Below are 23,486 nucleotides of genomic sequence, written 5' to 3'. Positions count from 1 at the left end.
CAAAGCCGTTTTTTATAAATTGAAATCCTTTAAAATTCCAGCAAATTGTCGCGCAGCGTATCCCCCGTATATTGCTGTCTGATAGCTCCCCGCTGTTGCAGAACCGGAACAACCGTATCTACGAACTCCTGCATATATCCATGCTCGTGAGGGTTGACTCTGAGAACAAAGCCGTCTCCTCCGATCGTTTCCATAATCTGCTGCAGCTGATCCGCCACCTGTTCGGGAGTACCGGTAATATTCAGATTGTTTCCGACAACCTCCCTCGTTGCAATCTCTCTTAGTGTCGGACGGTGACCTGCGGTCTGGTGTCGCGACAACGTGGTCTGACCGCCGGTAATTCCCTTCTCGTTCATGACAGGAACCGGCTCATCGAGCTCAAGCTTGGATAAGTCGAAATTCATTCTATGAGACAATTGTGTTATCGCCCTATGAAGTTCATTATCCGATACCGGCTCAGCAGCTTTTTGTGCGGCAAGCTCCTCTGTCGCTGCAAAAATCGGCTTAATAATGAATAACACCTTTACTTCCTCCGGCTTTCGTCCGTACTTGCGCGCCATCTCCTTCAAGCTGTCGTAATACTTTTTCATGTCTTCCACCGTTTGCTTGGCGACGATGACAGCATCAGCCCATCTGGACGCAAACTCCATACCGCGGTTCGATGATCCGGCCTGAATCATCACCGGTCTGCCTGCTGCCGGAGGTACCATGTTAAGCGGCCCTGCGCTCTTATAATAATTTCCTTTGAAGTGAATCGGCTTCACTTTGTCCGGATCGGCAAATAACCCGCTTGCCTTGTCCATGACTACCGCGTCCTTTTCCCAGCTGCCCCACAATTGACAGCAAAGATCCATAAATTCATCCGCTTGGTCATAACGCGCATCATGCTCCGGTACGCTGTCATATCCAAAGTTGTCAAATGCCCCCTTGCTGTATGACGTCACGATGTTCCATGCGACACGCCCTTTGGTCAGGTGATCCAGTGACGAAATCTGACGGGCAAGCTGATAAGGCAGCGTCAATGAGGTAGACATTGTTGTTCCAACCCCAAGATGTTTCGTATGGGCTGCTACCGTAGCAGCCAGTACCGTCGAATCGTGGCAAACAGTTACGCCTTGCTCTACATGCGTATCGATACGGTTTCCGGAATCGACCGATATGCCGAGATGGTCGGCGAACAGGGCAAAATCAAATTTTCCATTCTCGCAAATTTGCGCCATTTTCTGATACATTTCCGGCTCCCGCCAGTCCGCGCCTTCTGTCGCGTTCGGGCTATCAAAGCCGATAGGCCCCGCACATTGGGAAAACCATCCAAAATGGATTTTATTGGTCATTCGGTATATTCTCCTCCTTCAATGGGAATTGAATTACTTTGAAGAGCTGTGCCAATGCAGGAACTTGCGTTCCACAATCTTTACGATATTGGTCAGCAATATACCCATTAATGCCAGCAGCAAGATGGATGCAAACATACGTTCCATCTGCAAATAGTTTGCCGCTACCGTAAGCACATTGCCAAGCCCTTCGCTTCCGCCGTACATTTCTCCGACAATCGCGCCTATGACGCCCATACTCATCCCGGTGCTCGCTGCGGAAAACAAATACGGCAGACTGTTCGGCAGGCGAAGCTTCAGAAAGATTTCAAATTTGCTGGCATGCAATGATTGCAAATATTCATAATTGTTCTCATCGATCGAACGGAAGCCCATGATCGAATTGATCATCATCGGAAAAAACGTGCTGATGGCCGCGAGCAGTATTTTAGGAAGACCGCCGAACCCGAACCAAACAATGAACAAGGGAGCGATGGCAACAATCGGCGTCACGTTGGCCAGTACGGCAAGCGGCAGCAGCGCACGTTCCAGGAAACGGGACTGGGACATCAACACACCGGCCAGCAACGCAATTGCAGCTCCGATGAGAAATCCGAATATCGCCTCGGTAAACGTAGTCCATATATGCGGCACATAAAAACCGAAATTACGGACTAATTCAGCAAAGATGCCGGATGGAGCCGGCAAAATTACCATCTTGATGTTAAATATACGAATGATCAATTCCCACAAGCCGAACAACGCAACAAAAGCAAGGAGAGGTGCAAGAGCGCTGCCTGCAATTCCTTTTATTTTGGATTCCGTCGAATCGTCGGCATGTTTCTTCGTGCCTGCGGCCAGAACCGATCGACCGTTCGTTTCCGATACGGATTGACTCATCTCGCCATTACCACCTTTCCCGTAGCAATTCCCGCAATTGAACCACATATTGATAAAATTCGGAAGATTCGATGATGGCCTCCCCGCGCGGTCTTGGCAAATCGATATCCACATCATACGAGATGCGTCCCGGCCGGCTCGACATGATAACCACTTTGTCCGAAAGATAAACCGCTTCCTGGATGTTATGCGTAACGAAAATAACCGTCTTCTTGTGCTGCTCCCAAATTTTCATCAGCATATGCATCAGCAGCTCTCTCGTAATTTCATCCAGCGCCGAGAACGGTTCATCCATCAACAATATCGGAGCGCCGGATGCAAACGCTCGGGCAATCCCAACCCTCTGCTTCATCCCTCCGGAAAGCTCCTTCGGATAGGCGTGCATGAAATCCCCAAGCCCGACGGCATGCAGCAGCTCGATCGGATCACCTTCTTCCCCGGAGAGGTCCGTTTTGCTCTTGCGGTTCACTTCAAATGGAATATTCATGTTTTGCAGTACCGATCTCCAAGGAAAAAGCGCCGGACTTTGCGGAACAAATCCGAACTGCTTATCCGCTTGCATCTCAAACGGCGTTCGGCCGCCAACTGTAATTCCGCCCTCTTCCGCGCCCATTAAACCGCCGATAATCCGCAGTAATGTCGACTTGCCGCATCCGCTGGGACCTATAAAGCTCACAAACGATCCTTGATGAATGTCCAAATTGATTTCGCTTAACGCTTCGGTCATCTGTCCCCGGCGAACAAAACGTTTGCTGAGATTCTCTACTTTGATATAGGACATGTTGCTGCCCCCCTTTCGGAGATCCATTACATCATTCCGGATAATACGGACGTCGACTGAGCGACGAAGCCGTAGCACTGTTTTACATTGTAGATTGTCGCCTCTTCGCAAAACGCCGGCGAGGTTGTCGCGCAGCAATCTTCCAGCAATATGGCGTCGTACCCGAGGCAAACCGCATCCTCCAGCGTAGCCATCACGCATTGATCCAGATTGACGCCTGCAAAGAACAGCGTATGAAGGTTTAAATTTCTCAAGATGCTGTCGAGGGGAGTATCCCAAAAACCGCTCATGCGGTATTTATCCACGTAAATGTCCGCTTCCTGAGCGTCCAATTCCGATACGATAGCCGCCCCCCAGCTGCCTTTCTCCAACACGGCTGAATGGTTTGCCGGAAGCTTCCCGCCCAGACCGACATCCTCCCCGCTCTGGTTGTATACATGGAGGACGGACGGGCTTAAATTCAATCGGTCCGGCCGATTCCCCCAATTGAGCCAAATGACGGGAACGTCCGCCTTGCGCATCGCAGGAAGCAATCGGTTTAACGTTTCGACCGGCTTGCGGTTAGGCGTGATATCAGCCCCGACATAATCCAGCCAACCTCCGGCCGTACAAAAATCGTTCTGCATATCAATGACGACTATCGCTGATTTCGCCAGATCTACTGTAACCCGTTGGGGCTGCGCATCGAAGGTAACCGGTTTGGCGGGCAGCGGCAGCCTTTGAAGATCCACCTGCTCCTTGGTCACCTGCCAGCTGTTTCGGGGATATCCTAATAGTGTCATTCTCTCATCCCTTCCGCTTGTATGCTGTATCTCATTGAGTCATGACCTCTACCCTCTTAGATCCGATTGTTGTAGGAAGGCTCATGTTTCACTTTGGGAAGAACCTGTTCGATGTCAAACCGGCACAGCTCTTGCATTGATTTGGCCAGTCCGCTTGCGCTCCGCTCCATGATGACCTTTCCTTTCTCAGCGGTCGCTTTTGTCGCGTCCCCAGCTATTCCGCTATGCGAAATGTCGCTCATCACCCAGGCAAATCGGATTTTTCCTTCTAAGGTTAAAAATTCAAGTGCGGATACATCCGGCGTTTCGGATACTCTCAACTCTTCCTGAACCCAGTTGGGCTTAATCGCCATAAGCATGGAGGTTTCGATGTCACCTCCGTGAATACCGTATTCCTGTTCCTCTTCCGAAACAAGACCTTGCGTCGTGTCCAAACTGTGCGGATTGACATAGAAAACCATCAGGCCGGTTGAAACGCGAATTTCCCTTGCGGCAACGTTCAGCAAATCAACGTTTCCGCCATGCGTATTAAACAACAGCAGCCTCCTGAATCCGTTTCTTTTCAAGCTGGTTCCAATGTCGGACAGCACATGCATCAGCGTTGTCGAAGACAAAGAAAAGGTGCCGGCATAATCCAGGTGCTCGTTGCTCTTGCCATAAGAAATCGGAGGCAGCAGCCAGACGTTCGATTCCTCCGGCAGCAGCTCGATCGTTTGCGTCAGCAGCGCTTCCCCTATGAGAGAGTCCGTCATGACCGGCAAGTGCCAACCGTGCTGTTCTATGGCTCCGACCGGCAAGATGACGAGGGCGTCATCCTTCGGAAGCTGCTTGATTTGCAGAGAAGAGAGCCGGGGTAAAAACCGTTCCTCCCAAACCTTGCCTTCATATCTAAACATATTTTTAACTCCTCTCAATACGCTCCTCTTAATACCCTTAAATCTTCGTCATCCAGGCTAGCCTCCGGTCCGGATCGAATAAGAGCCGTAAATTTCTCGTCGGGAACCATCGTGGTCAACACATAAAGCCTTCCGCTCCCCGTATTCTCAACTTCATGCGTATGTCCCGGATATACAACGAAATAGGATCCCGGCCGAATCGGTATCGTCCCGCCGTCTACTGTCGCTTTGCCTTCCCCCGCAATTACGTAAAAATATTCGTAGGCTACACTATGTTCATTCGGCGGTGTTTTCCCGCCCACATCAAAAATTTCTACAACGGATACAAAAGGAAACTTTTCTCCGTCGCACAGGATGACAAATTTGTTGCTGTCCCGGGCAGAAATTTTATGCACCGGACAGTTTTCAAAATGACCCGTATGCGTTACCGTCGTTAGCATCATCATCTTCCTCTCCGGACTTCCGTCCAATAATTGAATCGAACCTAATCGATCACACAAACAATTAAAACTAAATAAATGTGATAATGTCTTACATTCGGTATTTACAATATAGTTCCTTGGCCGCTATACGTCAATTTACCTAACACAAATTCGTATATGCACCTAATTTAAACGCATTTATTTGTTTGAAAAACCAATCACTTTGTTATTTTCATGTTAGATTCAAGCCTAACCTCAAAGGGAGCAGATAAATGATGAGAAAAATAATTGTAGCGGAGTTTTTGTCACTGGGTGATGTTATGGAAGAACCGTCATGGTCGGGGAACTGCTGGAATCATGAAATTGCGAAGTGGATGAAGAAGGATATACGGACAAGAGGAACTGCCTCCCCAAGATCGTTACTGCAAACGGCCCCGGATGAGCTGGAGTGGAATGCCAAGTCCTAGCAAGGGACATATTTGGGAAGAAGTAAGCCGGCCGTCCTGAGGAGCGGGAAACGTCTCTTAAGAGAAGGAAGCAGAACGACCTTGAATCTTAATTCGAATCTCCAATGTAACAGAGCTTCAACTGGTTATTTTTTAACTGATCGGCCAATTTCCTTGGATAAACTCTTATTTCGCCCAGTTTATTTATTTCCACCCACTCAACCCCGACTTGGTCATTGTCCGGATTTGTTCCATTAAAGCTGTCGATGTGGATATCAATCCTGCACTCAAAATAGAACTCTACTTGATGCAGGTCATAGTCCCAATCCGCGAACTCATGATTTTTGCCGATATATTCTCTTATAAATACAATATCCCCTACTTCTACTAGACATCCTAATTCCTCGGCACACTCTCTTATAACTGCCGCCCTTAGCTCCTCCCCTTTTTCTTGTCCCCCTCCGGGAAACAGATAGAAATAGCCTTGATCATCCCGATTTTTTGTTAGAAGTATTCGATCGTCCTTAACAATGAATGCTCTAGCCGAGTTTCTTATAGGTTTCATTGAAGTTCTCCTCGTTTTAAGTTGTAGACGCGGTTTTCAAAGGGAACATGGTATTATATCTTCTTCTCTTCTTTCCATTGAGTCGCCTTCAAAATCATTTCCAGTATAAAAGCCGCTTTTCTTTCTGAATACCCCAGTAACGTATGAATTCCTTGCGATAATATATCCTGTTTCAATAAGCTGTAAGCAGCCGCCTCCTCAGGATGGGATATTAAATAATCGCGAAAGATCAAATTGTTGCTCCAAACCTCACTATTCCATTCACAAACAGCCAGATTAAAAGATTCCGTAGAACGCTTCCTGTAATATAATCTGCCGGGCACTCCGGCTTCTCCAAATCCCTCATATCCTAACTTGACGAGCTGTTCATTCTGCTCTTCTGACACATGATAAGTCTTAAGACCGACTAATAGATCTACTATTGGTTTGGCATGAATTTCCGGAATCGCCGTGCTGCCGATATGCTGAATCTCCATTAGATCGGCTGTAAATACCTCTTGAATAATTTTGCTTTCGTTTAAATACCATTGTTTCCATATCGGATTGTGATTTGTGATCGATATTTCTTCATTTAATTCCATGTAGGGCACCTCCAAATCAAGTTCAACATCACTCTCAAACAGCTGTATTCGAATCGGGAACCGGAATAGCAGAATACCTCTCCACTTTATCTAAATAGGTTAATATTACCACATACGTACCCGATTTGAGTAGATTTAAAAGGCCGAGAGAATTAACTCCCGGCCCTTTACACTTAATTTCTTCGTCTGGTGAGCATCAGCATGATAAAGGAAATGATAATGATTGAACAGGTCCAAGCCCAGGCCATCGCCATATTGCCTGAATCAACCGCAACATAAATCGCAGTTGGAATGGTTTGTGTTTTTCCCGGAATATTTCCCGCAATCATCAAGGTCGCCCCGAATTCGCCAAGCCCCCGTGCAAAACCGAGGATAAATGCGGAGACAAGCGAACGAAAGGTCAATGGAAACGTTATATAGATGAATACCTGCCATTCATTGGCTCCGATGGATCGCCCGGCTCCCTCCAAATCCTTGTCAACCGATGAAAAACCTGCCTTCATGGTTTGATACACGAGCGGAAAAGCCACTACAATTGAAGCGATGACGGCAGCCCACCAGGAAAATATGATCGGCGCGGCAAACAGCCATTCGATGAACTGTCCAAACCAGCTTTTTCGTCCCAGCATGACCAGAAGCACGAAGCCTATCACGGTCGGAGGAAGTACAAGCGGCAGCATAAAAGCCGTCTCAAGCACCGTCTTTCCTTTAAACGATCGTCGGGACATCCACCATGCAGCCCCGACGCCGATCACGATAACGACAAGGCTGGATAACAATGCGACTTGCAGGGAAAGTACGACGGGCGCCCAAAATTCATGCCAACTTATAGCCGATACGATCATTGAACGACGGAAAATCCGTATTTCACAAACACGTCAAGCGCTTGTTGAGATTGCAGATAAGCGTACAAATTTTCAGCCTCTTTACTATGCTTGGTTGCTTTGACGATCCCGATCGGATATTCGACAGCCGTATAGCTTTTCGGATCGACAGCGAATGCGACTTTCACTTTTTGCGAAGTCAGAGCGTCCGTTTTATAGACGAATCCGGCATCCGCATTGCCCGTTTCCACATATTGAAGCACCTGTCTTACGTCTTTCGCCTGAACCAGCTTAGGTTGCAAGCTGTCCCAAACTTTCGCGTTGGTGAGCGCTTCTTTGGCATAGTTACCCGCAGGCACGCTCTCCGGAATGCCGATCGCAATGTTTTTCAGTTCAGCCTTGGACAAGTCCGCCACGCTCCCGATCGCAGCTTTTCCATCTGGGGAAATGACAGCCACCAATTCGTTAGTCAACAATTTTTTTTGCTGCTTCGCATCGATTAGCTGTTTATCTACAAGCGCGTTCATGTTCTTGGTTGCTGCGGAAAGAAACAAGTCAGCCGGCGCCCCCTGCTCAATCTGCTGCTGCAGTGCGCCGGATGCGCCGAAGTTGAAATTTATTTTGATGTTAGTATTTTTGGTTTCATAAGCTTTCTGAATTTCCTTTAGAGCGTCGGTCATGCTTGCTGCGGCAGATACAATCAGCTCTACGGTTTCAACAGGCTTCTGATTAGGAGCACTGCTGCTTGATGTCTCCGTACCGACCTTAACATTTGATGCTGATTTTGGATCCGTTCCGCAGCCTGAGAACACCAGTGCCATCGTTAAGACTAATAATAGGATCATACTGTTTTTAATTTTATTATACATAGATTCCCCTCCGAAATGATATATAATTATAAATAGGCATATTTATTATACATTTGGGTTGAGTTGTTGTAAACTTTAAGCCGGCAAGATATCCAATCGATTCGGAGTCATCCTGCCGGTCCAATTGTGATATAATAAGGCACAGAACTAAGCAGTTTACCAGTTGACTAGGGGGATCCTGATATGCCCGGCGACATGTCTTATACGACCGAAGAAATTTCCAAGCTATTGAAAATATCCAAGCTCACCGTCTATGATCTGATCAAAAAAGGCGAGCTGTCCTCTTACCGGGTTGGCAAGCAAATGCGAGTGGATGCCGCAGATCTGGAAGCATATAAACAACGGGCACGAACCAAAACGAATGCCAATCGCCCGGATGGGGCCAATCAGCCCTTACGTTCCCTTCCATCGGCTTCCATCAATGCGATTCGCCCTATCGTCATAACCGGGCATGACATCGGACTCGATATATTAGCCAAGCATATGGAGAAGCATATAGCCGGCATACGGCCATTACGTTCATTTGTCGGCAGCCTCGACAGCTTGATCTCCATGTACCGCGGTGAGTCGGACATCGTAAGCACTCATCTGCTGGACGGAGATACCGGAGAGTACAATCTCCCCTATATTCGCAGGCTGCTCGTCGGATCTTCTTATATAGTCGTCAATCTGCTTTCCAGAAATGCCGGCTTGTACGTCGAACAAGGCAATCCGCTCCAGCTTGAACATTGGACTGATTTGAGCCGGCAAGGCTTGCGATTCGTGAATCGGGAGAAAGGCTCCGGCGCGCGAGTGCTGCTGGATGAACAGCTCCGCCTTCACGGAATCAACCCCGGGCAGCTTGACGGATATGACAATGAACAAACCAACCATCTGGGAGTGGCGTCCAAAGTGGCATCCGGTGAAGCCGATGTTGGCGTGGGCATAGAGAAAGCCGCCTCCATTGTCGGACAACTCGATTTTATTCCGTTAATCCGGGAACGCTATGATCTCGTCATGCTTAAAAGCACGGAAAATCAAGCATGGATTCATTCCGTTTTGCAAATTTTGCAGTCCATGGAATTCAAACAAGAGCTTCAAACGATCTCAGGCTATGACTTGTCTCGAACAGGAGAAATATTGTTGGAAACGTTAGAACCATCATTTTAGTCGATATGACTTCTCATTATTCGTATACGAAAAAGAGCGCCGAACATCCGGCGCCCTGATCCCTTATTCCAATCATTATCACCACTCATGCGGCTGTGGCGTACAGCTTGAATTACTTGACTGGGCAAGATTTCGTCGGGAGCCGTGGCGATGCTCCTTCCATCGTCTCCTTTTAAAGGCTCTTTACAAAAAAGACTTCGCCGATCTCGCCCGGATTTATTCCGTTAATGATTCCGCACTCTTTAAACCCTAAATGTCTATGCCATTTCTGCGGTTCCGCTTCATTGATCTGGGAAGAACTGTACAGGGTGTGAATTCCTTGTTTTCTTAAATGTTCTTCCAAAAAATGGAGCATCGACTTTCCTATCCCTATTTCTCTAAGCTCTGGCCTCACTATAATCAATCCTATGTACGGGTACTTGGACCATAAATACTCCAATCTCAAGTATCCTACTATTTCACCTTCTTCTTCTGCCACTATAATTTCATGATTTTGAAGCTTCCAGTTCAATATATGCCCAGGGATGGACAGGTCTCCTGCAGAAATTACTTCCAAATCATCTGCTTGACCAAAACGTATTTGATAGTTCATTTCGAAGCTCCTATTTAGTTCTTGATTTTGTTAATTATTATAAACTCTTTAATTACTCCAGTCACTCCTTTCGTTATTGCGAACCCTTTTCGAATTCAATTTACTGCTCGCTGGTAACCATATGAAACACTTGAACTGCCTCCGAGTTATTCAAAAAACAAGGAATGCGGATTTGCGGACAGTTTCGAGATGTCCAGCTCGGACGGTGCGTCCGCATGATCAAGCAGCTCCAGTGCAAGCTCGTGGTACGAACGCGCGTCCGCTTGTCTGTTCATTAGCAGCAGCAGAGCAATCATCTTGGCGTGAAGCCGGCGTCTTCAACTCATGTGAGGTATTGGCCAAAAATTCGTCTTTCATCCGGTTCATGGCGATCAATTCGTCCGACATGGTCCCAATGGTGCGGTACGCGTTGGTGAACCGTCTGGCAAGCTCCATCGCTTCAATAAACACAAGCAGGATAAAACCATAGGGAACAAGTTGCAGGTCAATCCAAATGATCCGGTCATTACTGTATGCGATATCATGAATGGCTGTAGCAACAAAAACAAGCCAACCGAACAGTTGAAGCAACGCGCTCCTTCGGCCGCGCCATAAGGCCAATGTGAACCCGTAAATGAAATAGATCAGGCAAAACAACGACACATACTTGTAATATCCGATCAGATTGGTATAAGTTTCGGTAGGGAGCAGCAGAACAGTCCCGACGAAGCCGCAGCCGATCCAAGCGAGCAGCTTAATCATGAAGCTGTTGAATTCCTGCCCAATAAGCAGCAAATGCCAAAATACAAAGACGAGCGTTCTGCGCGGCGAAGCAGAAAAACGGCTATTTGATACAAGCCGACCAGCGCGCAGCCGCCGAATACCGCCATATCGACAATCAAATTGCGCTGCTTCATATTCAGCATGTCCCGTTCGGTGCCCAGCGTCATGCTGTACCAAACACCCCCGTGCGGGTAGAGATCGTTGGCGATCTGCAGGATGATGTCAAACTCCTTGCCGGGAGGATCGAATATGACGGTTTGCGGCGAGTAGGCGGCGTGCATGTTTGACCGGTCCACTGCGACTGTCCCCGCCTTTGCGATAACATTCCCGTTTACGATGATTTGGTAGGCCGGCGCTATGGCAGGAATTTGCAAACCGAGCGATCCGTCTTCCCCGTTGGTGTCGCATAACCGCGACCCGGTTTTCCAAAGCGCGTCCACACACCTGGTACTTCAGCGAGCAGGTTCGATTTGGCAGCGTTCGCTCCGAGTATGTCGGCGGAAGTGAGCAGCCGTTCCCAATAAAAGGACCAGGTACCGTTTAGCCGGACCGCTCCATCTTTGTCCAAGCTCCATTCTCGCAAGTCCAGTACGCCGTTCTTCGCCCGGGGACCGGCCTTCCCGGAATACGGAGCGGCGAAGGGCAGGACCACTGCGGCAATCGAAACTAGTATGATGGCTAACAGCAGCGCGAATCGGATTCGCCGATTTTGAAATAGGATCACGTAATGCCCCTTCCCCGGTTGCCGCTTCCAGGCGCAGAAACTTAGGTTTTACATAATAATAGCCCCGATTATAATAGGAACTGCACACCTTTTATAATGGGGCGTTTTGATATAAAAGTCTACTGAAAGTAGTCCGCAAGCTGGGCAATGATAATGTCGCTTCCGCTTCTGTAATTTGCCCATACGGAATAGGTCTACAGCCATTCATGTAATCTATCGTTTCTTAATCAGCAAGCCTTGTTCCAACATGGATTCAGCAAGCAGCACTGCGCCTTTCCCTGCGCCCATTTTGGTATTGTGCGATACCAGAACATATTTCACGCCGCCTAATACCGGTTCTTCCTCAAGTCGCCCCATACTTGTTGTCATCCCGCCTCCGAGATCGCGATCCAAACGAGGCTGAGGACGAAATGGATCGTCAAAAATATGAATCATTCGCTCGGGAGCCGAATGCAGGTTCTTATTATTGAATGGATTATAGCCGGTGATCGCTTCCTTAATTTCAGTTAAATCCGCTTGATTCCTTAACCCTACAAACACGGATTCTGTGTGTCCGTCCAAGACGTTTGCCCTCGTACATATACAATTAATATTAATTTCTGCCGGTTGGATGTATTCGCCGGACAATTGACCGAGTATCTTTTGAAGCTCTTTTCTTACTTTACCTTCCTCGTTCGGGATGTACGGAATGATGTTATCCAGTATATCCAAAGTACGGATCCCGGGACTTCTTCCTGCGCCGCTGACCGATTGCATGGAAACCATGAGGACATTATTAATGCCAAACCGTTCGTGCAGCGGTTTTAAAGTAATGGCAAGTCCGGTTACCGTACAATTCGGTACAGGCAATACAAATCCTTTCCAGCCGCGTTCCCGCTGCTGTTTTCGTATTAATTCCGCATGTTCATCATTGACACCGGTAATGAGTAACGGGGTATCGTCAAAGTAGCGAAAAGCCGATGCCGTTGAGAAGGTTGGAGTCGTCTGTGCAAACCAAGGCTCCAGCTCTTTGGCAAGGTCGGATTCAATTGCCGTAAAGATAACATCGACAGAATCCGGTCGGAATTGTTTCGAAGACACAACAGGAACTCCCCGCATATCATCTGGAACCGGCTCGGACTGTGTCCATCTTGAAGACCCGTTTGCTTCCAATAATGCTTCTTCATAATGGTTCACCGTTCTTGAAGTTACCATAATGACGACTTCAAAATTCGGATGGTTGGATAAAGCCTGAACGAATTGCTGACCTGCCATTCCGGTTGCTCCGACAACCGCTGCTTTTAATCGGGACATTGCGATCACTCTCCTTAACCTATGATATGAAACCAAATAAAAAAAATCCCACCCCCAAGACCTTAGTCTTAGGGACGAGATTTGTATGCTCGTGGTACCACCCCAGATTCGCCGAATATGTCGCCATATCAGCCTCTTCAAGTACGGCATTTATTTCGAAAAATGCTTATACTCTAGCTCTGTAACAGGAGCTCCTGTTACACCATCCCCTTTTACGGTTCCGATGTACTGCTCGGAGGCTTTCTTCAATAAACGACTTTATACTCCTTTTCAGCAATCGGAGCTCTCTGTGAAAAAGTCCATTTATTTACTTTTCTCTTCATCGCATTTGAATTATTGAAATCAGGTTACCAGATCATCCTGATAGAGTAAAGATATTTTTGCAAATTTGTATTAACTGAAGCAGGAGAGCACATTTATAACAATTTTTTATCTGGAAGCGAGACGTTTTGTCATCTTATGATCTGACTATAATAACTGTGGATGCAAAGATTGAAAAAGCATAGCAATCCACGTAGAAGGAGATTTTCTCATGGCAACCTTTGATGATTTTATACAACATGATATTCGCGTTGGAACGGTATTGGAGGCAGAACCTTTCCCGGAAGCGCGCGTTCCGGCTATCAAGATGAAGATTGATTTTGGTCCGCTCGGTATAAAACGCTCCAGTGCGCAGATTACAAACCGGTATTCGCCGGAAACCATTGTGGGCATTCAGATCGTGGCGGTTGTGAACTTCCCGCCTAGACGAATCGCCGGATTCGAATCGGAGGTACTGGTGCTCGGAGGCGTTCCTGAGAAGGGGGATGTTGTACTGCTTAGACCGGATGGGAAAGTACCTGACGGAACGCCAATTGCATGATAGTTTAGGAATACCTCGTTACTCTTGGTCAGTCCTTTCCCTATTCGATATGCATCAAAAATTTTTGCAGGTCATATAAATGATCAAATTGGTTCTTAGCTCTTTCATCGGCATTCCGTACTAAAATTGCGTTAATACCTGCTGCTTCCGCTCCTAAAATATCGGCATGAATATTATCTCCTATCATCCAGATGTTTTTTGAGCCGGCAGCCTTCACCAATGCTTGTTTATATATTTCCGGATTCGGTTTCTCATAACCGATAATCGCAGAGTTAATAATTTCCTCAACATATGCGCCTAATCCCAGATGATTAATGATCAATTCAAGCTCCGGAACATGATTAGATACTATGATGTGATTCCATCCGTGAGTTTGTAAAGAGCTTAATACAGGTATTGTATCTTCGTAAAGCTCCCAAGTACTTAAATCAACAAACCTGTTTTGTGCTTCGACGGAAAGTTCATTTGCCTGTTGTTCTGTAAAGGCTAACTTCATGTAAGCATCAGACATCACCTTCCTTATATGCTTCCACCATAATTCGGAAGAGTTCAAATGAGTGTGTGCCATATCAGGTTCATGCCAAGGAAAACCATATCTTAAATGAGGCGTTATATCATCAATCAATATTTTACTGTTTTCGGGATATAAATGAATAATTGCCTCTAACATCGATGAGCTCCATGCTCTCCCTTGCAGACCATCGATTCGCCAACCAAGGGTTCCATCAAAATCCCATAGTAAGTAATTACTCATACTGGCTCTCCTTAATCAAATTGAGTCCCAGCTCTCTGTTTCTTTACAACAGATTGCTTCCGATACCAATTTTAACTTGGGTTCTCGTTACCTCTACAAAATCCCGGGAATTTCAAATCCTTTTTCATAATGTACCAGCTATCTGTCCCTTCCGGGTATTGAATTTCTTCAATTTCCGTATAATTGAGTTGTTCGGGATTACCGATACTCGTCCAATGTACCTCATCGTTGTATAAACGATATTCATTTGGTTGACTTCCGCTTCCTTAATAACCAATTCCATCTGATCACCTGCTTGAAATAACTCCCTCAGATTCCACTTTGCACCAAGGGGCTCACCTTTTCCAGTTTTGAATAGGTTTTTCGAGCGTGTACAATTCATCATCCAGTTGATTCATTTTTTCGCTTATTAATTTCCTCGAGTCTTCTATTGCCTGGTTATAAATATGCGGCCCAAGAACTTTAATCATATAATCGATGAATTGCTCTGCCCCTAAATCCCCTATGCTTTCTGAACGCTCTTCTTCAAAATAAGCTTGAACGTCCCTAATCATTTCTGTTTTTTGTTCTTTCGGTATTTTAATAGCAATGACCATTTAAAAGTCCTTTCTCCCTTGAATTGCAAGGTTTAAGTATTTTTTACAACCTCAAAAAACTTCGACAGCCTATTCCATTTTCCTTCTGTAAGCGAATTGATAAATACTAAACGAAACTTATTATTAACCATATTAATTATATACTGATTATGAATCCGCTGCCCGGCAATGATGTGTGAAAAGTCGCAACTTCCTAGTCGTCAATCTCTTTCAATACTTTTCTTAAGCTTTTTAAGGTAGTAGTTCTTGCATCCCCCACTTGCTTATCATTTAAAATCTGCTCGATAAATTCCCATATATCTTCCAATTTACGTCTGCCCTGGTAAAACTGCAGTGCATCGGGATTGATGACAAAATGGGGATGCTTTTTTTGATAGACGGTTAAAAAATCATGATAGTACGGCTTGTCAGTCAGAAACATCAGATCCGCTTCAACGGGAGCCAATTTCAGACCTTCCCAATCAATCAATATGAGTTGTTGCCCGGACTGCATCAGATTCCAATTGTGAATATACGTATGGCACAGAGCCATTCTTATATGGCTGCTCTTCAAGCGCAGAGACAGCATTTCAACGATATTTATCCAACTATTTATTTGTTCGATGTGAGGGTTATCGCTTCTCTAACATCAGTTGGAATGCGATGAAACTCCTTAACAAGTAAATCTCTCAGCCTCTGCAGAAACGGGACTTCAAAATTTTCCTTGATAGCATCCGTATCCGTTTCAACAGACACATCTTCGCCAAATAAATGAAGCTCCGATATTAGTTCCGAAAGCTGGCGAACTTGCTCGCCTGTTAAATCTTTATCTCCAATGGTTTCTCCTTCGATATATTCAAAAAGCAAATAAATGCCATCCTCATCTTCACACTTGTAATGACCGTCCTTTGTTAATACAGGGACAGGAATTTTAGCCTTCAAGCGGCTATGCCACATGAGCCAAATCGTGATCGGTATATATATATCGATAAGAGCGGTCCATCTAAGGGTGGATGCTCTGCGTTTTTCATAAATCTTCAAGAAGAAGCTCTGCTTGTTGGCGCACACTTTAAAGGCAAGTGCCGACCAGCCGCCCTGCTGCGGTAAAACGTCTATAATATGTTGATCGTAATGATGGTTCAACATGGATTTTATTTTGTTCATAAACCTTCTTCCCTCCTTCATCCCAATAGTACCCATAGTATGTTTGATAGTCAAAAGCTTATTCAGGTATAGTTAATCTGTCTGCGCAACATTTCCTATACAAGCACAAACAGGCCGCCGTGCGGCAGCCTGCTTCCGAATTTTATGGAGCGGCTTTTATCCGTTAACTGATGAGGCGCTCCATTTATGTACATACTCCGCTTTGTAGCTCTTGAGCTTATCAATTAAGCGGGCTGAATCATCGTCGGTTACAATTAAATCTTTATACGCTCCTTTTACAAACCCTTGTTCAACCATATGGTCAAAGAGCGATAAAATCGGCGTATAGTATTGATTAATGTTAAGCAAGGCGCACGGCTTGTTATGATACCCTAGCTGTGCCCATGTAAAAACTTCAAACCATTCTTCCAAGGTGCCTGTCCCGCCAGGGAGTGCGATAAAGCCATCAGCGTACTGTGCCATGAGCGCCTTTCTTTCATGCATCGTTTCCACGACATGAAGCTCGGTCAGATGGTTATGCGCGATTTCAACATTCACCAATTTTTGGGGGATCACTCCGATGACCTTGCCGCCCGATTCCAATACCGCATCGGCGACGGCACCCATACAGCCAACGACGGCTCCACCGTACACAAGATCCAATCCATGCGCTGCTAACGTTTGTCCCAGCTTCCTGGCCTCATTCATATAGATGGGGTCTTTTCCGGTACCTGATCCACAAAATACAGCTATTGTTTTCATTGCTTCGTTCACTTTCCTCTCTGCATCATCCTGCTCATAGACTATCTTATACTATGCCTCGCTTCAAGGAAAGTGCAACGGCGATATATCACAAATGGTCTGAAACGGATACACAAACCGCCACAAACCCAATCAATACAGGCGGTGGCGGTTATAGTCAGCTTCGTATGGTGCTTACAGATTTTAAGGATCAATACCGTAAGCAGCCAGGGTTATTTCGACAGCCGAATAACATTCCACGAAAACTTAGACAATGTAGACTGGATATAGCCGTCTTTAATCTCCGCGTTTCCTCTGTTGTGCGGAATCACATTCGCAGGATTGCTGATCGTATTTCGAGCCTTTGCATCATTGTGCTCAAGCACGATATGTTCGATGACTCGGTAGCCCTCAAAATTCCGAACGTCACATTCCAGCAGCAATGGCTCTTCTAAATCCCGATTGACTGCAAAAATCGTGAGTTCATCCGTTTCCTCATTATATACAGCGGTCGATTCCAGATAAGGCACATCTGTAAAATCCTTACTGTCATATAATGGAGACGAAATAATGGAGTTCAATGCGGTGCCCCTTCCAAATACTGAAGCATGCATATACGGGTAGAAAATCGTTTGTTTCCAAGCAGCGCCCCCTCTGTCCGTCATGATCGGTGCAATAACATTAACTAACTGTGCCATACAAGCTATCTTCACCCGGTCCGCATGTTTGAGCATCGTAATCAGCATGCAGCCTACCAGAATGGCATCCTCGAATGTATACACATCCTCAAGCTGATGGGGAGCAATCTGCCAAGGATCCATCTTTCGATCCGCTTCGTTGGAGTGGTACCATACGTTCCATTCATCAAAGGATAGGTTGATGTTCTTCTTGCTTCGCTTCTTCGCCTTCACATAATCGCAAATCGCTGTTACTGAGCGAATAAAGGCATCCATATCGAGAGAACGCGCAACAAAGTTGGCCGTATCATGATCCCGGTTCCCATAATATTGATGCAGTGAAATATATTCCACTTGATCGTAAGTATGATCCAAAACCGTAGCTTCCCAATCGGCAAAGGTTGGCATACTGCTGCTCGAGCTTCCGCAAGCTACAAGTTCAATGGTCGGATCCACCCACTTCATGACCTTTGCCGCTTCGCTTGCGATACGGCCATACTCTACAGCAGTTTTATGTCCGATCTGCCAAGGTCCGTCCATTTCGTTGCCAAGGCACCATGTTTGAAATTTATGCGGATTTTTGTAGCCGTGAGAAATACGGAGATCGCTCCAGTATGACCCGGATGGATGGTTGCAGTATTCGACCAAATTTCTGGCGGCATCAATCCCTCGTGTCCCCAAGTTAACGGCCATATTGACTTCGGAATCAACCTTCTTGGCCCAATCCGCAAATTCATTCGTCCCCACTTCATTTATTTCAACGGTTCTCCATGCAAGCTCCAGTCGTCGCGGACGATCGGCCTTTGGTCCTACGCCGTCCTCCCAATTGTAACCCGAAACGAAGTTTCCGCCGGGATAACGGATGATCGGCACATTCAATTCTTTGACAAGACTAATGACATCTTTACGGAATCCTTGATCGTCGGCAAGCGGATGTCCGGGCTCGTAAATTCCTTCGTATACCGCGCGACCGAGATGTTCAATAAAAGAACCGTAAATTCGTTTGTCAATTTGTGCTATTTTGAAGTCTTTGTCCAGGATCATTTTCGCTTTTTTTAGATTCAACATATGGTTTACTCCCTCTTTTGTCTCTTAATGAAGTGTCGGTGATGCAATTCGCTACCCCTTAACTCCTCCAACGGTCAGACCGGAGATAAAGTAGCGTTGGAATGCGATAAACAAAATTAATAACGGAAGGACGGACATGATGCACCCCGATAAAAGAATGCTGTAATTATTTCCATAAGGCGTAAGAAGAGACGACAGTCCGATCGGAAGCGTAAATTTAGTATCCGTACGCAGCACGATCAACGGCCATATAAAGTTATTCCAATGATGCAGCGCTTGCAGAATCGCCATAGCTCCAAATGCCGGAGCCATTAACGGTGCCATTATTTTAAAGAAAATGCCGTATTCCGTACAGCCATCGATTCGTCCCGCATCCAGAAAATCTTTTGGAATCCCCACTGCAAATTGCCTAAAGAAGAAAACGGCAAAAGGAGATACCGCAAATGGAATAACTACGCCCCAATACGAATCAATTAACTTCAAGGCAATCGACATTTTATATAACGGCAGCATAATTATTTCAACAGGTACCATCATTACAAATAAGACGAGTAAAAAGGTTAAGTTTCTTCCTTTAAATTGATAAACCGCCAGGCCATAGCCGACAAGCGACGATAACAGCAACGTTAACAGCGTGGCCAAGAAAGTAATCAACAAGCTGTTAGCATACCAAGTAAAATAAACCTTGCCTCCCATAAACAGATAGAGGTAGTTTTTGAAGCTTAACAGGTCGATCTGCAGCTTGAGATTCAACCCATACCTCAGCAGCTCGGTTGGCGGTTTGAATGATGCCAATAATAGAGCATAGAAAGGAAACAAGGCGACAACAGCCAATATGACAAAAACTACGAAAAGAACGCCCCGTTGCAATTTATCTGTGTATGTCATAGTCTATTCGTTCTCCTTTCTGAACTGGCCGGTGATAAGTAACTGGAGAATGTTAATCGACAAGACGATAAACAGGAAAGCAATACCGATAGCTGATCCGAAGCCCATGTTAAAAAACTCGAAGCTCTGTTGATATAAATATCCGACAATGGTAAGGCCAATATCTGAAGGGGATTGTGTGTTCCAGAAAACGAAGCTCTCCGTAAACATGGCAAACCCGCCGAAAATACTGATCGTCAGCACATATACCGTTACCGGCTTCAATAATGGGAGCGTAATTCTAAAAAATTGGGTGAACCGGTTGGCCCCATCCATTTCCGCTGCCTCATACAGCTCTTGAGGAATGCTCTGCAGTCCGGAAAGAAAATAAATAAGGTTGACGCCCATCCAACGCCAAGAAGCCAAAGCGACCATAATGAACATGCCTGCCCCCGCGCTGGAAGTCCATTTGACCGATTCAAACCCAAATAAGGATAAGAAAACATTCGCCGGCGCTGTTTCCAATGTACCGAAAACAAGTCTGAAAATCGCACCGCCCACAATGATGGATGTAAGAGCAGGCATAAACAGCGTAGACCGGAAAAAGTTTTTGGCAACCATGTTGGTGGAGTTTAAAAAGACGGCCAACAGCATCGGAAATGGCAGAAGCACGACCAGCGACCAGAACGTATAACGAAGGCTGTTCCATATTGCCTTAAAAAAATGTTCATTGTTAAGGTCTTGATAATTTTTAAGTCCGATAAACTTGGTTTCTCCAGGGATAATTTCCTGGAAACTCATAATAACGGAGCTAATAATCGGATACAATTGGAACAGAAGAAAGGTAATTACGAACGGTGAAATAAACACATAGGGCGCTGCGTGTTGGGAATAAAAAGCACGCTTAATCCACCTTCCCGAATTATTTACCGCCATAAGCTGTTCTTGAACTGCCGTTTTATTATTCATCTTCTCTCCCCCAGCACTTTCCGATGGAAAGCCTGCTTTGTAAGCATACACTCGCCAGAAAATTATTTCGTAAGCACAGACTTGTTGAACCGGTACAAATCATTGGCCCTGATACCAAGGCCAACGATTTGCCGAGCGTATTTATTTTCTTAGTTCATTTGCAGCATCCTTCAGGACTTGCTCAGGCGTTGCGCTTTTTTCTTCAATCACTTTGAAAATGACATTCTTTTTCACCAAATCGGCTGCAAACGGTATTTTTTCGGTCGTATGGGGAGAATCGATTTCACCTTTAATCTGCAAAAGCATATCAAAAATTCCTTTTCCGAAATATTGGGTAAATTTATTGTCCGCTTTCAACTCCGGAGAGTCCCATACATCCCACCGAATGGGATCAAAGCCGAGCTCTTCCCAGATCTTCTTGTTCCCCTCCTCGGACAATTTCGCATAAGCGAGGAATTCCTTAGCAAGACTGATATTTTTGGACTGGTTCGTTATTGAAGTTCCTGTACCGCCCATACCTGCAGATCTTTTGCCCCCTGCTGTCCATGCAGGCATCGGACGGATAATAATTTTCCCTTTAAGATCCGGCATATATTCCGTAAATCTGCCCATATACCAAATTGGCATCATAACGGAGGCAGCGCCGCCTTTGTTCATAAATCCATAGTATTCTTCTTTGTGGTGGCCGCCGCCCGGAGCAGCAACGGCGACTTTTTGATCCTCTAATGTTTTGAGAAATTCCAATGTTTTAATATTGGTTGCATTATCTAAACTCACTTTTCCGTCCTTATCGAAGTAATCGGATCCTTGCTGCACAATGAGAGGCCAGAAAGACCACTGGTCCCGAGTCTCGATTGTCGTCATCGGCTTACCAGTAGCCGCGACGACTTTTTTCCCTGCCTGGTAATAATCCTCCCATGTTTTAATGCTATCCGGATTTATTCCCGCTTTGTCGAGCAGTTCTTTGTTATAGTACATAACAACAGCGCCGACGTGAAAATCGATGCCATAAAACTTATTGTTCTTGCTGTAAATATCCATTCTCGATTTGACCAGCTTATCATAAACCGGCTTTACGATATCATCCAGCTCAACCAGAGGCGGTTTATCCCCCTTAAGGTAATTGGAAAATTTACTGATTTCAATATCGGCCAAATCCGGGGCTCCCTGTCCGGATTGCAGCGCCAGCAGCAGCTTGTTGTGCATATCGTCATACGGATAGGTAGTTGCCTTAAGTGTAATTTTTTTATTTGCATTCGCATCATTCCATCTCTGGGCCGCATTCTCATAAAATTTTTGATGAAGTGCATTGAAGGTCCATAGAGTCAGTTCTGTTGCTCCGCCTTTAGCTGTGCCTTGAGCCGGTGCGCTTGAGTCACTGCAACCCGCTAATACGAGCGATGCGGAAAGTATCGAGCTTACGGTTAACAATACCGGTTTTTTCATGATTGACATACTGTTGCCCCCTCTAAATGAGATAATTATATACTCAACCTTAATTCAGGCTAGTAACGCGGGTAATAAAGAAAATAGTGAAAGCGTTAACATGAAAATGAGAGAGGTAACGAGTGAAATCATGATTACTTAACTTTTCAACTTACGTGTGCGCACACATTTTTATTTTAAAAAATATGCGTGTTAGTTGTCCAAGCCATTATCACTTTTCGTGTGCGCGCACGGTTTGTGGTAAAATAAACGCCGCTTATCACGTTAAGCGAATTTAAAGTCGGAAACCAAGCTGTCTGTATTCGCTTTCAAAATTTTCGTGTGCGAACACGTTTACTATAACACTGGGATATTTTTACTGTCAATACGGTCTGCTAAAATAAATTGTACATGGTTCGGTTTTTATTGACAAAAAATGGGGAGCTATTTATACTTGGGTTAATCACACCGTGTGCGCACACTATGCAGGAGGATCCCCGATGAGCATTACGATAAAAGAAATTGCCGAACTTTGCGGGGTGTCCCACGGTACCGTGGACAGAGCGCTGAACGATAGGCCCGGGATTAGTCTCAAAACGAAAGAGAAAATATTGAAAGTGGCTGCGGATCTCAACTATCAGCCTGACTTTTTAGCGCGCAGCTTGGCGAAAGGAACGACCAAAACCATCGGGTTGGTCCTTTTTGATCTATATAATCGTTCCTTTTCGCAGCTTACGAATTCGATCGAAATGGAATCGAGACAACGGGAATATTTCGTTAATCTCCTGTTAACAGATAAAAGCTTTGAAACTGAGAAACAAGCGATAGAACACCTTGTGAACCGGAAAGTGGATGGAATCATCTTATTCCCGATCAATCAGGGAGCGGATTTTGAACAGTATTTGAAACGGTTTAATGTCCCTATTGTCACCATTTGCAATAAGCTGTCGGACTATTGGAGTTATATCGGAATCGACGACCGGAGTGCCATGAGTGACGCTGTACAATATGTAATTGATAAAGGGTATCAACGTATCGTTTACATTTGTCCTCCTCTCGCTTATCACGGTGTAAGCAATATTTATACACAAGAAAAAAGGTTGGAAGGACTGCTCGAGGGTATGCGCCTTAAGAACTTTGCGGAGGAGCCTATTATCGTGACAGATAAACATTACATTCGCGCCCTGGATAATATCGATTTAAAGCTGAAACGTACCGCCATTATTTGTTCATGTGACCAGTATGCCTTAGAAACGATGAATTACTTGAAGGATAAAGGAATTCGTATTCCCGATGACATCGGGCTCTTGGGGTTCGATAATATCGATGTACTGAAATACATTACGCCAAAGTTAACAACCGTTCATTACAATGTGGAACAAATGGGTAAGCTGGCAGTCGATGTTCTTTTGGAACAAATAGATAAATCAGCGGTGACTTCCCCCCCTCTTATCGAGTATAAGATCATCGAAGGAGAGTCCCTGTAGAGGGCCTTGATCTCTTAGG

General features: G+C 45.5%; 28 protein-coding genes, 1 pseudogene and 1 other annotated feature. Of the genes and pseudogenes, 4 read left to right on the top strand and 25 right to left on the bottom strand.

Translation table 11 applies throughout. The features are described from left to right. Nucleotides 1-29: 29 nt before the first annotated feature. Genes E1757_RS21850 through E1757_RS21825 form a run of 6 tightly spaced genes read right to left on the bottom strand, consistent with a single transcriptional unit; the run spans nucleotide 30 to nucleotide 5,118 of the window. Nucleotides 30-1,334, bottom strand: coding sequence for an NtaA/DmoA family FMN-dependent monooxygenase (locus tag E1757_RS21850; protein ID WP_133232070.1), 1,305 nt, complete (start codon nucleotides 1,332-1,334; stop codon nucleotides 30-32). A 33-nt stretch (nucleotides 1,335-1,367) separates the two neighbouring features. Continuing rightward, a complete protein-coding gene (locus E1757_RS21845; protein WP_165972224.1) occupies nucleotides 1,368-2,213 on the bottom strand; it encodes an ABC transporter permease in 846 nt (281 codons plus the stop codon). Nucleotides 2,214-2,220: 7 nt separating this feature from the next. After that, a complete protein-coding gene (locus E1757_RS21840; RefSeq protein ID WP_133232066.1) occupies nucleotides 2,221-2,994 on the bottom strand; it encodes an ABC transporter ATP-binding protein in 774 nt (257 codons plus the stop codon). A gap of 26 nt (nucleotides 2,995-3,020) precedes the next feature. Next, a complete protein-coding gene (locus E1757_RS21835) occupies nucleotides 3,021-3,776 on the bottom strand; it encodes a cysteine hydrolase family protein (RefSeq protein ID WP_133232064.1) in 756 nt (251 codons plus the stop codon). Nucleotides 3,777-3,832: 56 nt separating this feature from the next. Next, nucleotides 3,833-4,672, bottom strand: coding sequence for a creatininase family protein (locus tag E1757_RS21830; protein ID WP_133232062.1), 840 nt, complete (start codon nucleotides 4,670-4,672; stop codon nucleotides 3,833-3,835). 14 nt (nucleotides 4,673-4,686) lie between these two features. Next, nucleotides 4,687-5,118, bottom strand: a complete 432-nt coding sequence (locus tag E1757_RS21825; RefSeq protein ID WP_246079362.1) for a cupin domain-containing protein — start codon at nucleotides 5,116-5,118, stop codon at nucleotides 4,687-4,689. 248 nt (nucleotides 5,119-5,366) lie between these two features. Here E1757_RS21825 and E1757_RS21820 point away from each other — a divergent pair, with 248 nt between their 5' ends. Then, nucleotides 5,367-5,561 carry a hypothetical protein gene (locus E1757_RS21820; RefSeq protein WP_133232060.1) on the top strand — a complete coding sequence of 65 codons (195 nt, stop codon included), beginning with the start codon at nucleotides 5,367-5,369 and terminating at the stop codon, nucleotides 5,559-5,561. An 88-nt stretch (nucleotides 5,562-5,649) separates the two neighbouring features. Here E1757_RS21820 and E1757_RS21815 read toward each other — a convergent pair whose 3' ends face one another. The 4 genes from E1757_RS21815 to modA form a co-directional block, all read right to left on the bottom strand. Further along, nucleotides 5,650-6,105, bottom strand: a complete 456-nt coding sequence (locus tag E1757_RS21815; RefSeq protein ID WP_133232058.1) for an NUDIX domain-containing protein — start codon at nucleotides 6,103-6,105, stop codon at nucleotides 5,650-5,652. 53 nt (nucleotides 6,106-6,158) lie between these two features. Then, nucleotides 6,159-6,686, bottom strand: a complete 528-nt coding sequence (locus tag E1757_RS21810; protein ID WP_133232056.1) for a GrpB family protein — start codon at nucleotides 6,684-6,686, stop codon at nucleotides 6,159-6,161. Nucleotides 6,687-6,859: 173 nt separating this feature from the next. Continuing rightward, entirely contained in the window at nucleotides 6,860-7,531 is a 672-nt protein-coding gene (gene modB / locus E1757_RS21805; RefSeq protein ID WP_133232054.1) for a molybdate ABC transporter permease subunit, read from the bottom strand. Beyond that, nucleotides 7,528-8,379: a molybdate ABC transporter substrate-binding protein gene (modA, locus tag E1757_RS21800; protein WP_133232052.1), complete on the bottom strand. Its 852-nt coding sequence runs from the start codon at nucleotides 8,377-8,379 to the stop codon at nucleotides 7,528-7,530. Before modA ends, modB begins: the two co-directional genes overlap by 4 nt. A 183-nt stretch (nucleotides 8,380-8,562) precedes the next feature. On the opposite strand from modA, the gene E1757_RS21795 reads away from it, so the two are divergent. After that, nucleotides 8,563-9,528, top strand: coding sequence for a helix-turn-helix transcriptional regulator (locus E1757_RS21795; protein ID WP_133232050.1), 966 nt, complete (start codon nucleotides 8,563-8,565; stop codon nucleotides 9,526-9,528). Nucleotides 9,529-9,700: 172 nt separating this feature from the next. Here the strand turns inward: E1757_RS21795 and E1757_RS21790 are convergent, their stop codons facing one another. The 5 genes from E1757_RS21790 to asd form a co-directional block, all read right to left on the bottom strand. Then, a complete protein-coding gene (locus tag E1757_RS21790) occupies nucleotides 9,701-10,120 on the bottom strand; it encodes a GNAT family N-acetyltransferase (RefSeq protein WP_133232048.1) in 420 nt (139 codons plus the stop codon). Nucleotides 10,121-10,339: 219 nt separating this feature from the next. Next, a complete protein-coding gene (locus E1757_RS21785) occupies nucleotides 10,340-10,861 on the bottom strand; it encodes a 7TM diverse intracellular signaling domain-containing protein (protein WP_133232046.1) in 522 nt (173 codons plus the stop codon). Further along, entirely contained in the window at nucleotides 10,858-11,178 is a 321-nt protein-coding gene (locus E1757_RS21780; protein ID WP_133232044.1) for a hypothetical protein, read from the bottom strand. The genes E1757_RS21785 and E1757_RS21780 overlap by 4 nt, the downstream gene beginning before the upstream one ends. A gap of 59 nt (nucleotides 11,179-11,237) precedes the next feature. Continuing rightward, entirely contained in the window at nucleotides 11,238-11,606 is a 369-nt protein-coding gene (locus E1757_RS21775; protein WP_133232042.1) for a hypothetical protein, read from the bottom strand. Between the two features lie 213 nt (nucleotides 11,607-11,819). Further along, nucleotides 11,820-12,899: an aspartate-semialdehyde dehydrogenase gene (asd, locus tag E1757_RS21770; RefSeq protein WP_133232040.1), complete on the bottom strand. Its 1,080-nt coding sequence runs from the start codon at nucleotides 12,897-12,899 to the stop codon at nucleotides 11,820-11,822. A gap of 67 nt (nucleotides 12,900-12,966) precedes the next feature. Next, nucleotides 12,967-13,231, bottom strand: a binding site (T-box leader). Nucleotides 13,232-13,431: 200 nt separating this feature from the next. Between asd and csaA the strand changes: the two genes are divergently transcribed. Then, nucleotides 13,432-13,761 (top strand): chaperone CsaA, encoded by a 330-nt coding sequence (csaA, locus tag E1757_RS21765; RefSeq protein WP_133232038.1) that lies wholly within the window; start codon nucleotides 13,432-13,434, stop codon nucleotides 13,759-13,761. Nucleotides 13,762-13,801: 40 nt separating this feature from the next. Here csaA and E1757_RS21760 read toward each other — a convergent pair whose 3' ends face one another. From E1757_RS21760 to E1757_RS21725, 10 genes and pseudogenes are all read right to left on the bottom strand, one after another. Beyond that, complete coding sequence (locus tag E1757_RS21760; protein ID WP_133232036.1) at nucleotides 13,802-14,515, bottom strand: HAD family hydrolase; 714 nt, start codon at nucleotides 14,513-14,515, stop codon at nucleotides 13,802-13,804. Nucleotides 14,516-14,850: 335 nt separating this feature from the next. Further along, nucleotides 14,851-15,111, bottom strand: coding sequence for a DUF2164 domain-containing protein (locus E1757_RS21755; protein ID WP_133232034.1), 261 nt, complete (start codon nucleotides 15,109-15,111; stop codon nucleotides 14,851-14,853). A 193-nt stretch (nucleotides 15,112-15,304) separates the two neighbouring features. Beyond that, complete coding sequence (locus tag E1757_RS37105; RefSeq protein ID WP_342774586.1) at nucleotides 15,305-15,556, bottom strand: hypothetical protein; 252 nt, start codon at nucleotides 15,554-15,556, stop codon at nucleotides 15,305-15,307. Nucleotides 15,557-15,559: 3 nt separating this feature from the next. Beyond that, a pseudogene (locus E1757_RS37255) lies at nucleotides 15,560-15,643 on the bottom strand (hypothetical protein); the annotation flags it as partial. Nucleotides 15,644-15,702: 59 nt separating this feature from the next. Further along, nucleotides 15,703-16,254 carry a phosphotransferase gene (locus E1757_RS37100; protein ID WP_342774585.1) on the bottom strand — a complete coding sequence of 184 codons (552 nt, stop codon included), beginning with the start codon at nucleotides 16,252-16,254 and terminating at the stop codon, nucleotides 15,703-15,705. Between the two features lie 156 nt (nucleotides 16,255-16,410). Continuing rightward, complete coding sequence (locus tag E1757_RS21745; RefSeq protein WP_133232186.1) at nucleotides 16,411-16,995, bottom strand: LOG family protein; 585 nt, start codon at nucleotides 16,993-16,995, stop codon at nucleotides 16,411-16,413. A gap of 212 nt (nucleotides 16,996-17,207) precedes the next feature. Next, nucleotides 17,208-18,716, bottom strand: coding sequence for an arabinosylfuranosidase ArfA (gene arfA, locus E1757_RS21740; protein WP_133232184.1), 1,509 nt, complete (start codon nucleotides 18,714-18,716; stop codon nucleotides 17,208-17,210). Between the two features lie 54 nt (nucleotides 18,717-18,770). After that, a complete protein-coding gene (locus E1757_RS21735; protein WP_133232032.1) occupies nucleotides 18,771-19,607 on the bottom strand; it encodes a carbohydrate ABC transporter permease in 837 nt (278 codons plus the stop codon). 3 nt (nucleotides 19,608-19,610) lie between these two features. Next, nucleotides 19,611-20,555 carry a carbohydrate ABC transporter permease gene (locus E1757_RS21730; RefSeq protein ID WP_425464858.1) on the bottom strand — a complete coding sequence of 315 codons (945 nt, stop codon included), beginning with the start codon at nucleotides 20,553-20,555 and terminating at the stop codon, nucleotides 19,611-19,613. A 141-nt stretch (nucleotides 20,556-20,696) separates the two neighbouring features. Then, a complete protein-coding gene (locus tag E1757_RS21725) occupies nucleotides 20,697-22,001 on the bottom strand; it encodes an ABC transporter substrate-binding protein (protein ID WP_133232180.1) in 1,305 nt (434 codons plus the stop codon). Between the two features lie 479 nt (nucleotides 22,002-22,480). Between E1757_RS21725 and E1757_RS21720 the strand changes: the two genes are divergently transcribed. Continuing rightward, the gene (locus E1757_RS21720) at nucleotides 22,481-23,467 is read left to right on the top strand and encodes a LacI family DNA-binding transcriptional regulator (RefSeq protein ID WP_133232030.1); all 987 of its coding nucleotides are present in this window, start codon (nucleotides 22,481-22,483) and stop codon (nucleotides 23,465-23,467) included. Nucleotides 23,468-23,486 lie beyond the last annotated feature (19 nt).

The organism is Paenibacillus piri, assembly GCF_004354045.1.
In the GTDB taxonomy this organism is placed as follows: domain Bacteria; phylum Bacillota; class Bacilli; order Paenibacillales; family NBRC-103111; genus Paenibacillus_S; species Paenibacillus_S piri.
This window is presented reverse-complemented; position numbering and strand designations above follow the sequence as displayed.

What these genes read in the sequence shown, in the direction of transcription:
- E1757_RS21830 (WP_133232062.1), bottom strand. Translation starts at nt 4,672, where the DNA reads ATGTTTAGATATGAAGGCAAGGTTTGGGAGGAACGGTTTTTACCCCGG.
- E1757_RS21785 (WP_133232046.1), bottom strand. Translation starts at nt 10,861, where the DNA reads ATGATTAAGCTGCTCGCTTGGATCGGCTGCGGCTTCGTCGGGACTGTT.
- E1757_RS21825 (WP_246079362.1), bottom strand. Translation starts at nt 5,118, where the DNA reads ATGATGATGCTAACGACGGTAACGCATACGGGTCATTTTGAAAACTGT.
- E1757_RS21720 (WP_133232030.1), top strand. Translation starts at nt 22,481, where the DNA reads ATGAGCATTACGATAAAAGAAATTGCCGAACTTTGCGGGGTGTCCCAC.
- asd (WP_133232040.1), bottom strand. Translation starts at nt 12,899, where the DNA reads ATGTCCCGATTAAAAGCAGCGGTTGTCGGAGCAACCGGAATGGCAGGT.
- E1757_RS21835 (WP_133232064.1), bottom strand. Translation starts at nt 3,776, where the DNA reads ATGACACTATTAGGATATCCCCGAAACAGCTGGCAGGTGACCAAGGAG.
- E1757_RS21850 (WP_133232070.1), bottom strand. Translation starts at nt 1,334, where the DNA reads ATGACCAATAAAATCCATTTTGGATGGTTTTCCCAATGTGCGGGGCCT.
- modA (WP_133232052.1), bottom strand. Translation starts at nt 8,379, where the DNA reads ATGTATAATAAAATTAAAAACAGTATGATCCTATTATTAGTCTTAACG.
- E1757_RS21725 (WP_133232180.1), bottom strand. Translation starts at nt 22,001, where the DNA reads ATGAAAAAACCGGTATTGTTAACCGTAAGCTCGATACTTTCCGCATCG.
- E1757_RS21730 (WP_425464858.1), bottom strand. Translation starts at nt 20,555, where the DNA reads ATGAATAATAAAACGGCAGTTCAAGAACAGCTTATGGCGGTAAATAAT.
- E1757_RS21760 (WP_133232036.1), bottom strand. Translation starts at nt 14,515, where the DNA reads ATGAGTAATTACTTACTATGGGATTTTGATGGAACCCTTGGTTGGCGA.
- E1757_RS21790 (WP_133232048.1), bottom strand. Translation starts at nt 10,120, where the DNA reads ATGAACTATCAAATACGTTTTGGTCAAGCAGATGATTTGGAAGTAATT.
- E1757_RS21845 (WP_165972224.1), bottom strand. Translation starts at nt 2,213, where the DNA reads ATGAGTCAATCCGTATCGGAAACGAACGGTCGATCGGTTCTGGCCGCA.
- E1757_RS21840 (WP_133232066.1), bottom strand. Translation starts at nt 2,994, where the DNA reads ATGTCCTATATCAAAGTAGAGAATCTCAGCAAACGTTTTGTTCGCCGG.
- E1757_RS21820 (WP_133232060.1), top strand. Translation starts at nt 5,367, where the DNA reads ATGATGAGAAAAATAATTGTAGCGGAGTTTTTGTCACTGGGTGATGTT.
- E1757_RS21755 (WP_133232034.1), bottom strand. Translation starts at nt 15,111, where the DNA reads ATGGTCATTGCTATTAAAATACCGAAAGAACAAAAAACAGAAATGATT.
- E1757_RS21815 (WP_133232058.1), bottom strand. Translation starts at nt 6,105, where the DNA reads ATGAAACCTATAAGAAACTCGGCTAGAGCATTCATTGTTAAGGACGAT.
- E1757_RS21745 (WP_133232186.1), bottom strand. Translation starts at nt 16,995, where the DNA reads ATGAAAACAATAGCTGTATTTTGTGGATCAGGTACCGGAAAAGACCCC.
- E1757_RS21795 (WP_133232050.1), top strand. Translation starts at nt 8,563, where the DNA reads ATGCCCGGCGACATGTCTTATACGACCGAAGAAATTTCCAAGCTATTG.
- modB (WP_133232054.1), bottom strand. Translation starts at nt 7,531, where the DNA reads ATGATCGTATCGGCTATAAGTTGGCATGAATTTTGGGCGCCCGTCGTA.
- E1757_RS37100 (WP_342774585.1), bottom strand. Translation starts at nt 16,254, where the DNA reads ATGAACAAAATAAAATCCATGTTGAACCATCATTACGATCAACATATT.
- E1757_RS21810 (WP_133232056.1), bottom strand. Translation starts at nt 6,686, where the DNA reads ATGGAATTAAATGAAGAAATATCGATCACAAATCACAATCCGATATGG.
- E1757_RS21735 (WP_133232032.1), bottom strand. Translation starts at nt 19,607, where the DNA reads ATGACATACACAGATAAATTGCAACGGGGCGTTCTTTTCGTAGTTTTT.
- csaA (WP_133232038.1), top strand. Translation starts at nt 13,432, where the DNA reads ATGGCAACCTTTGATGATTTTATACAACATGATATTCGCGTTGGAACG.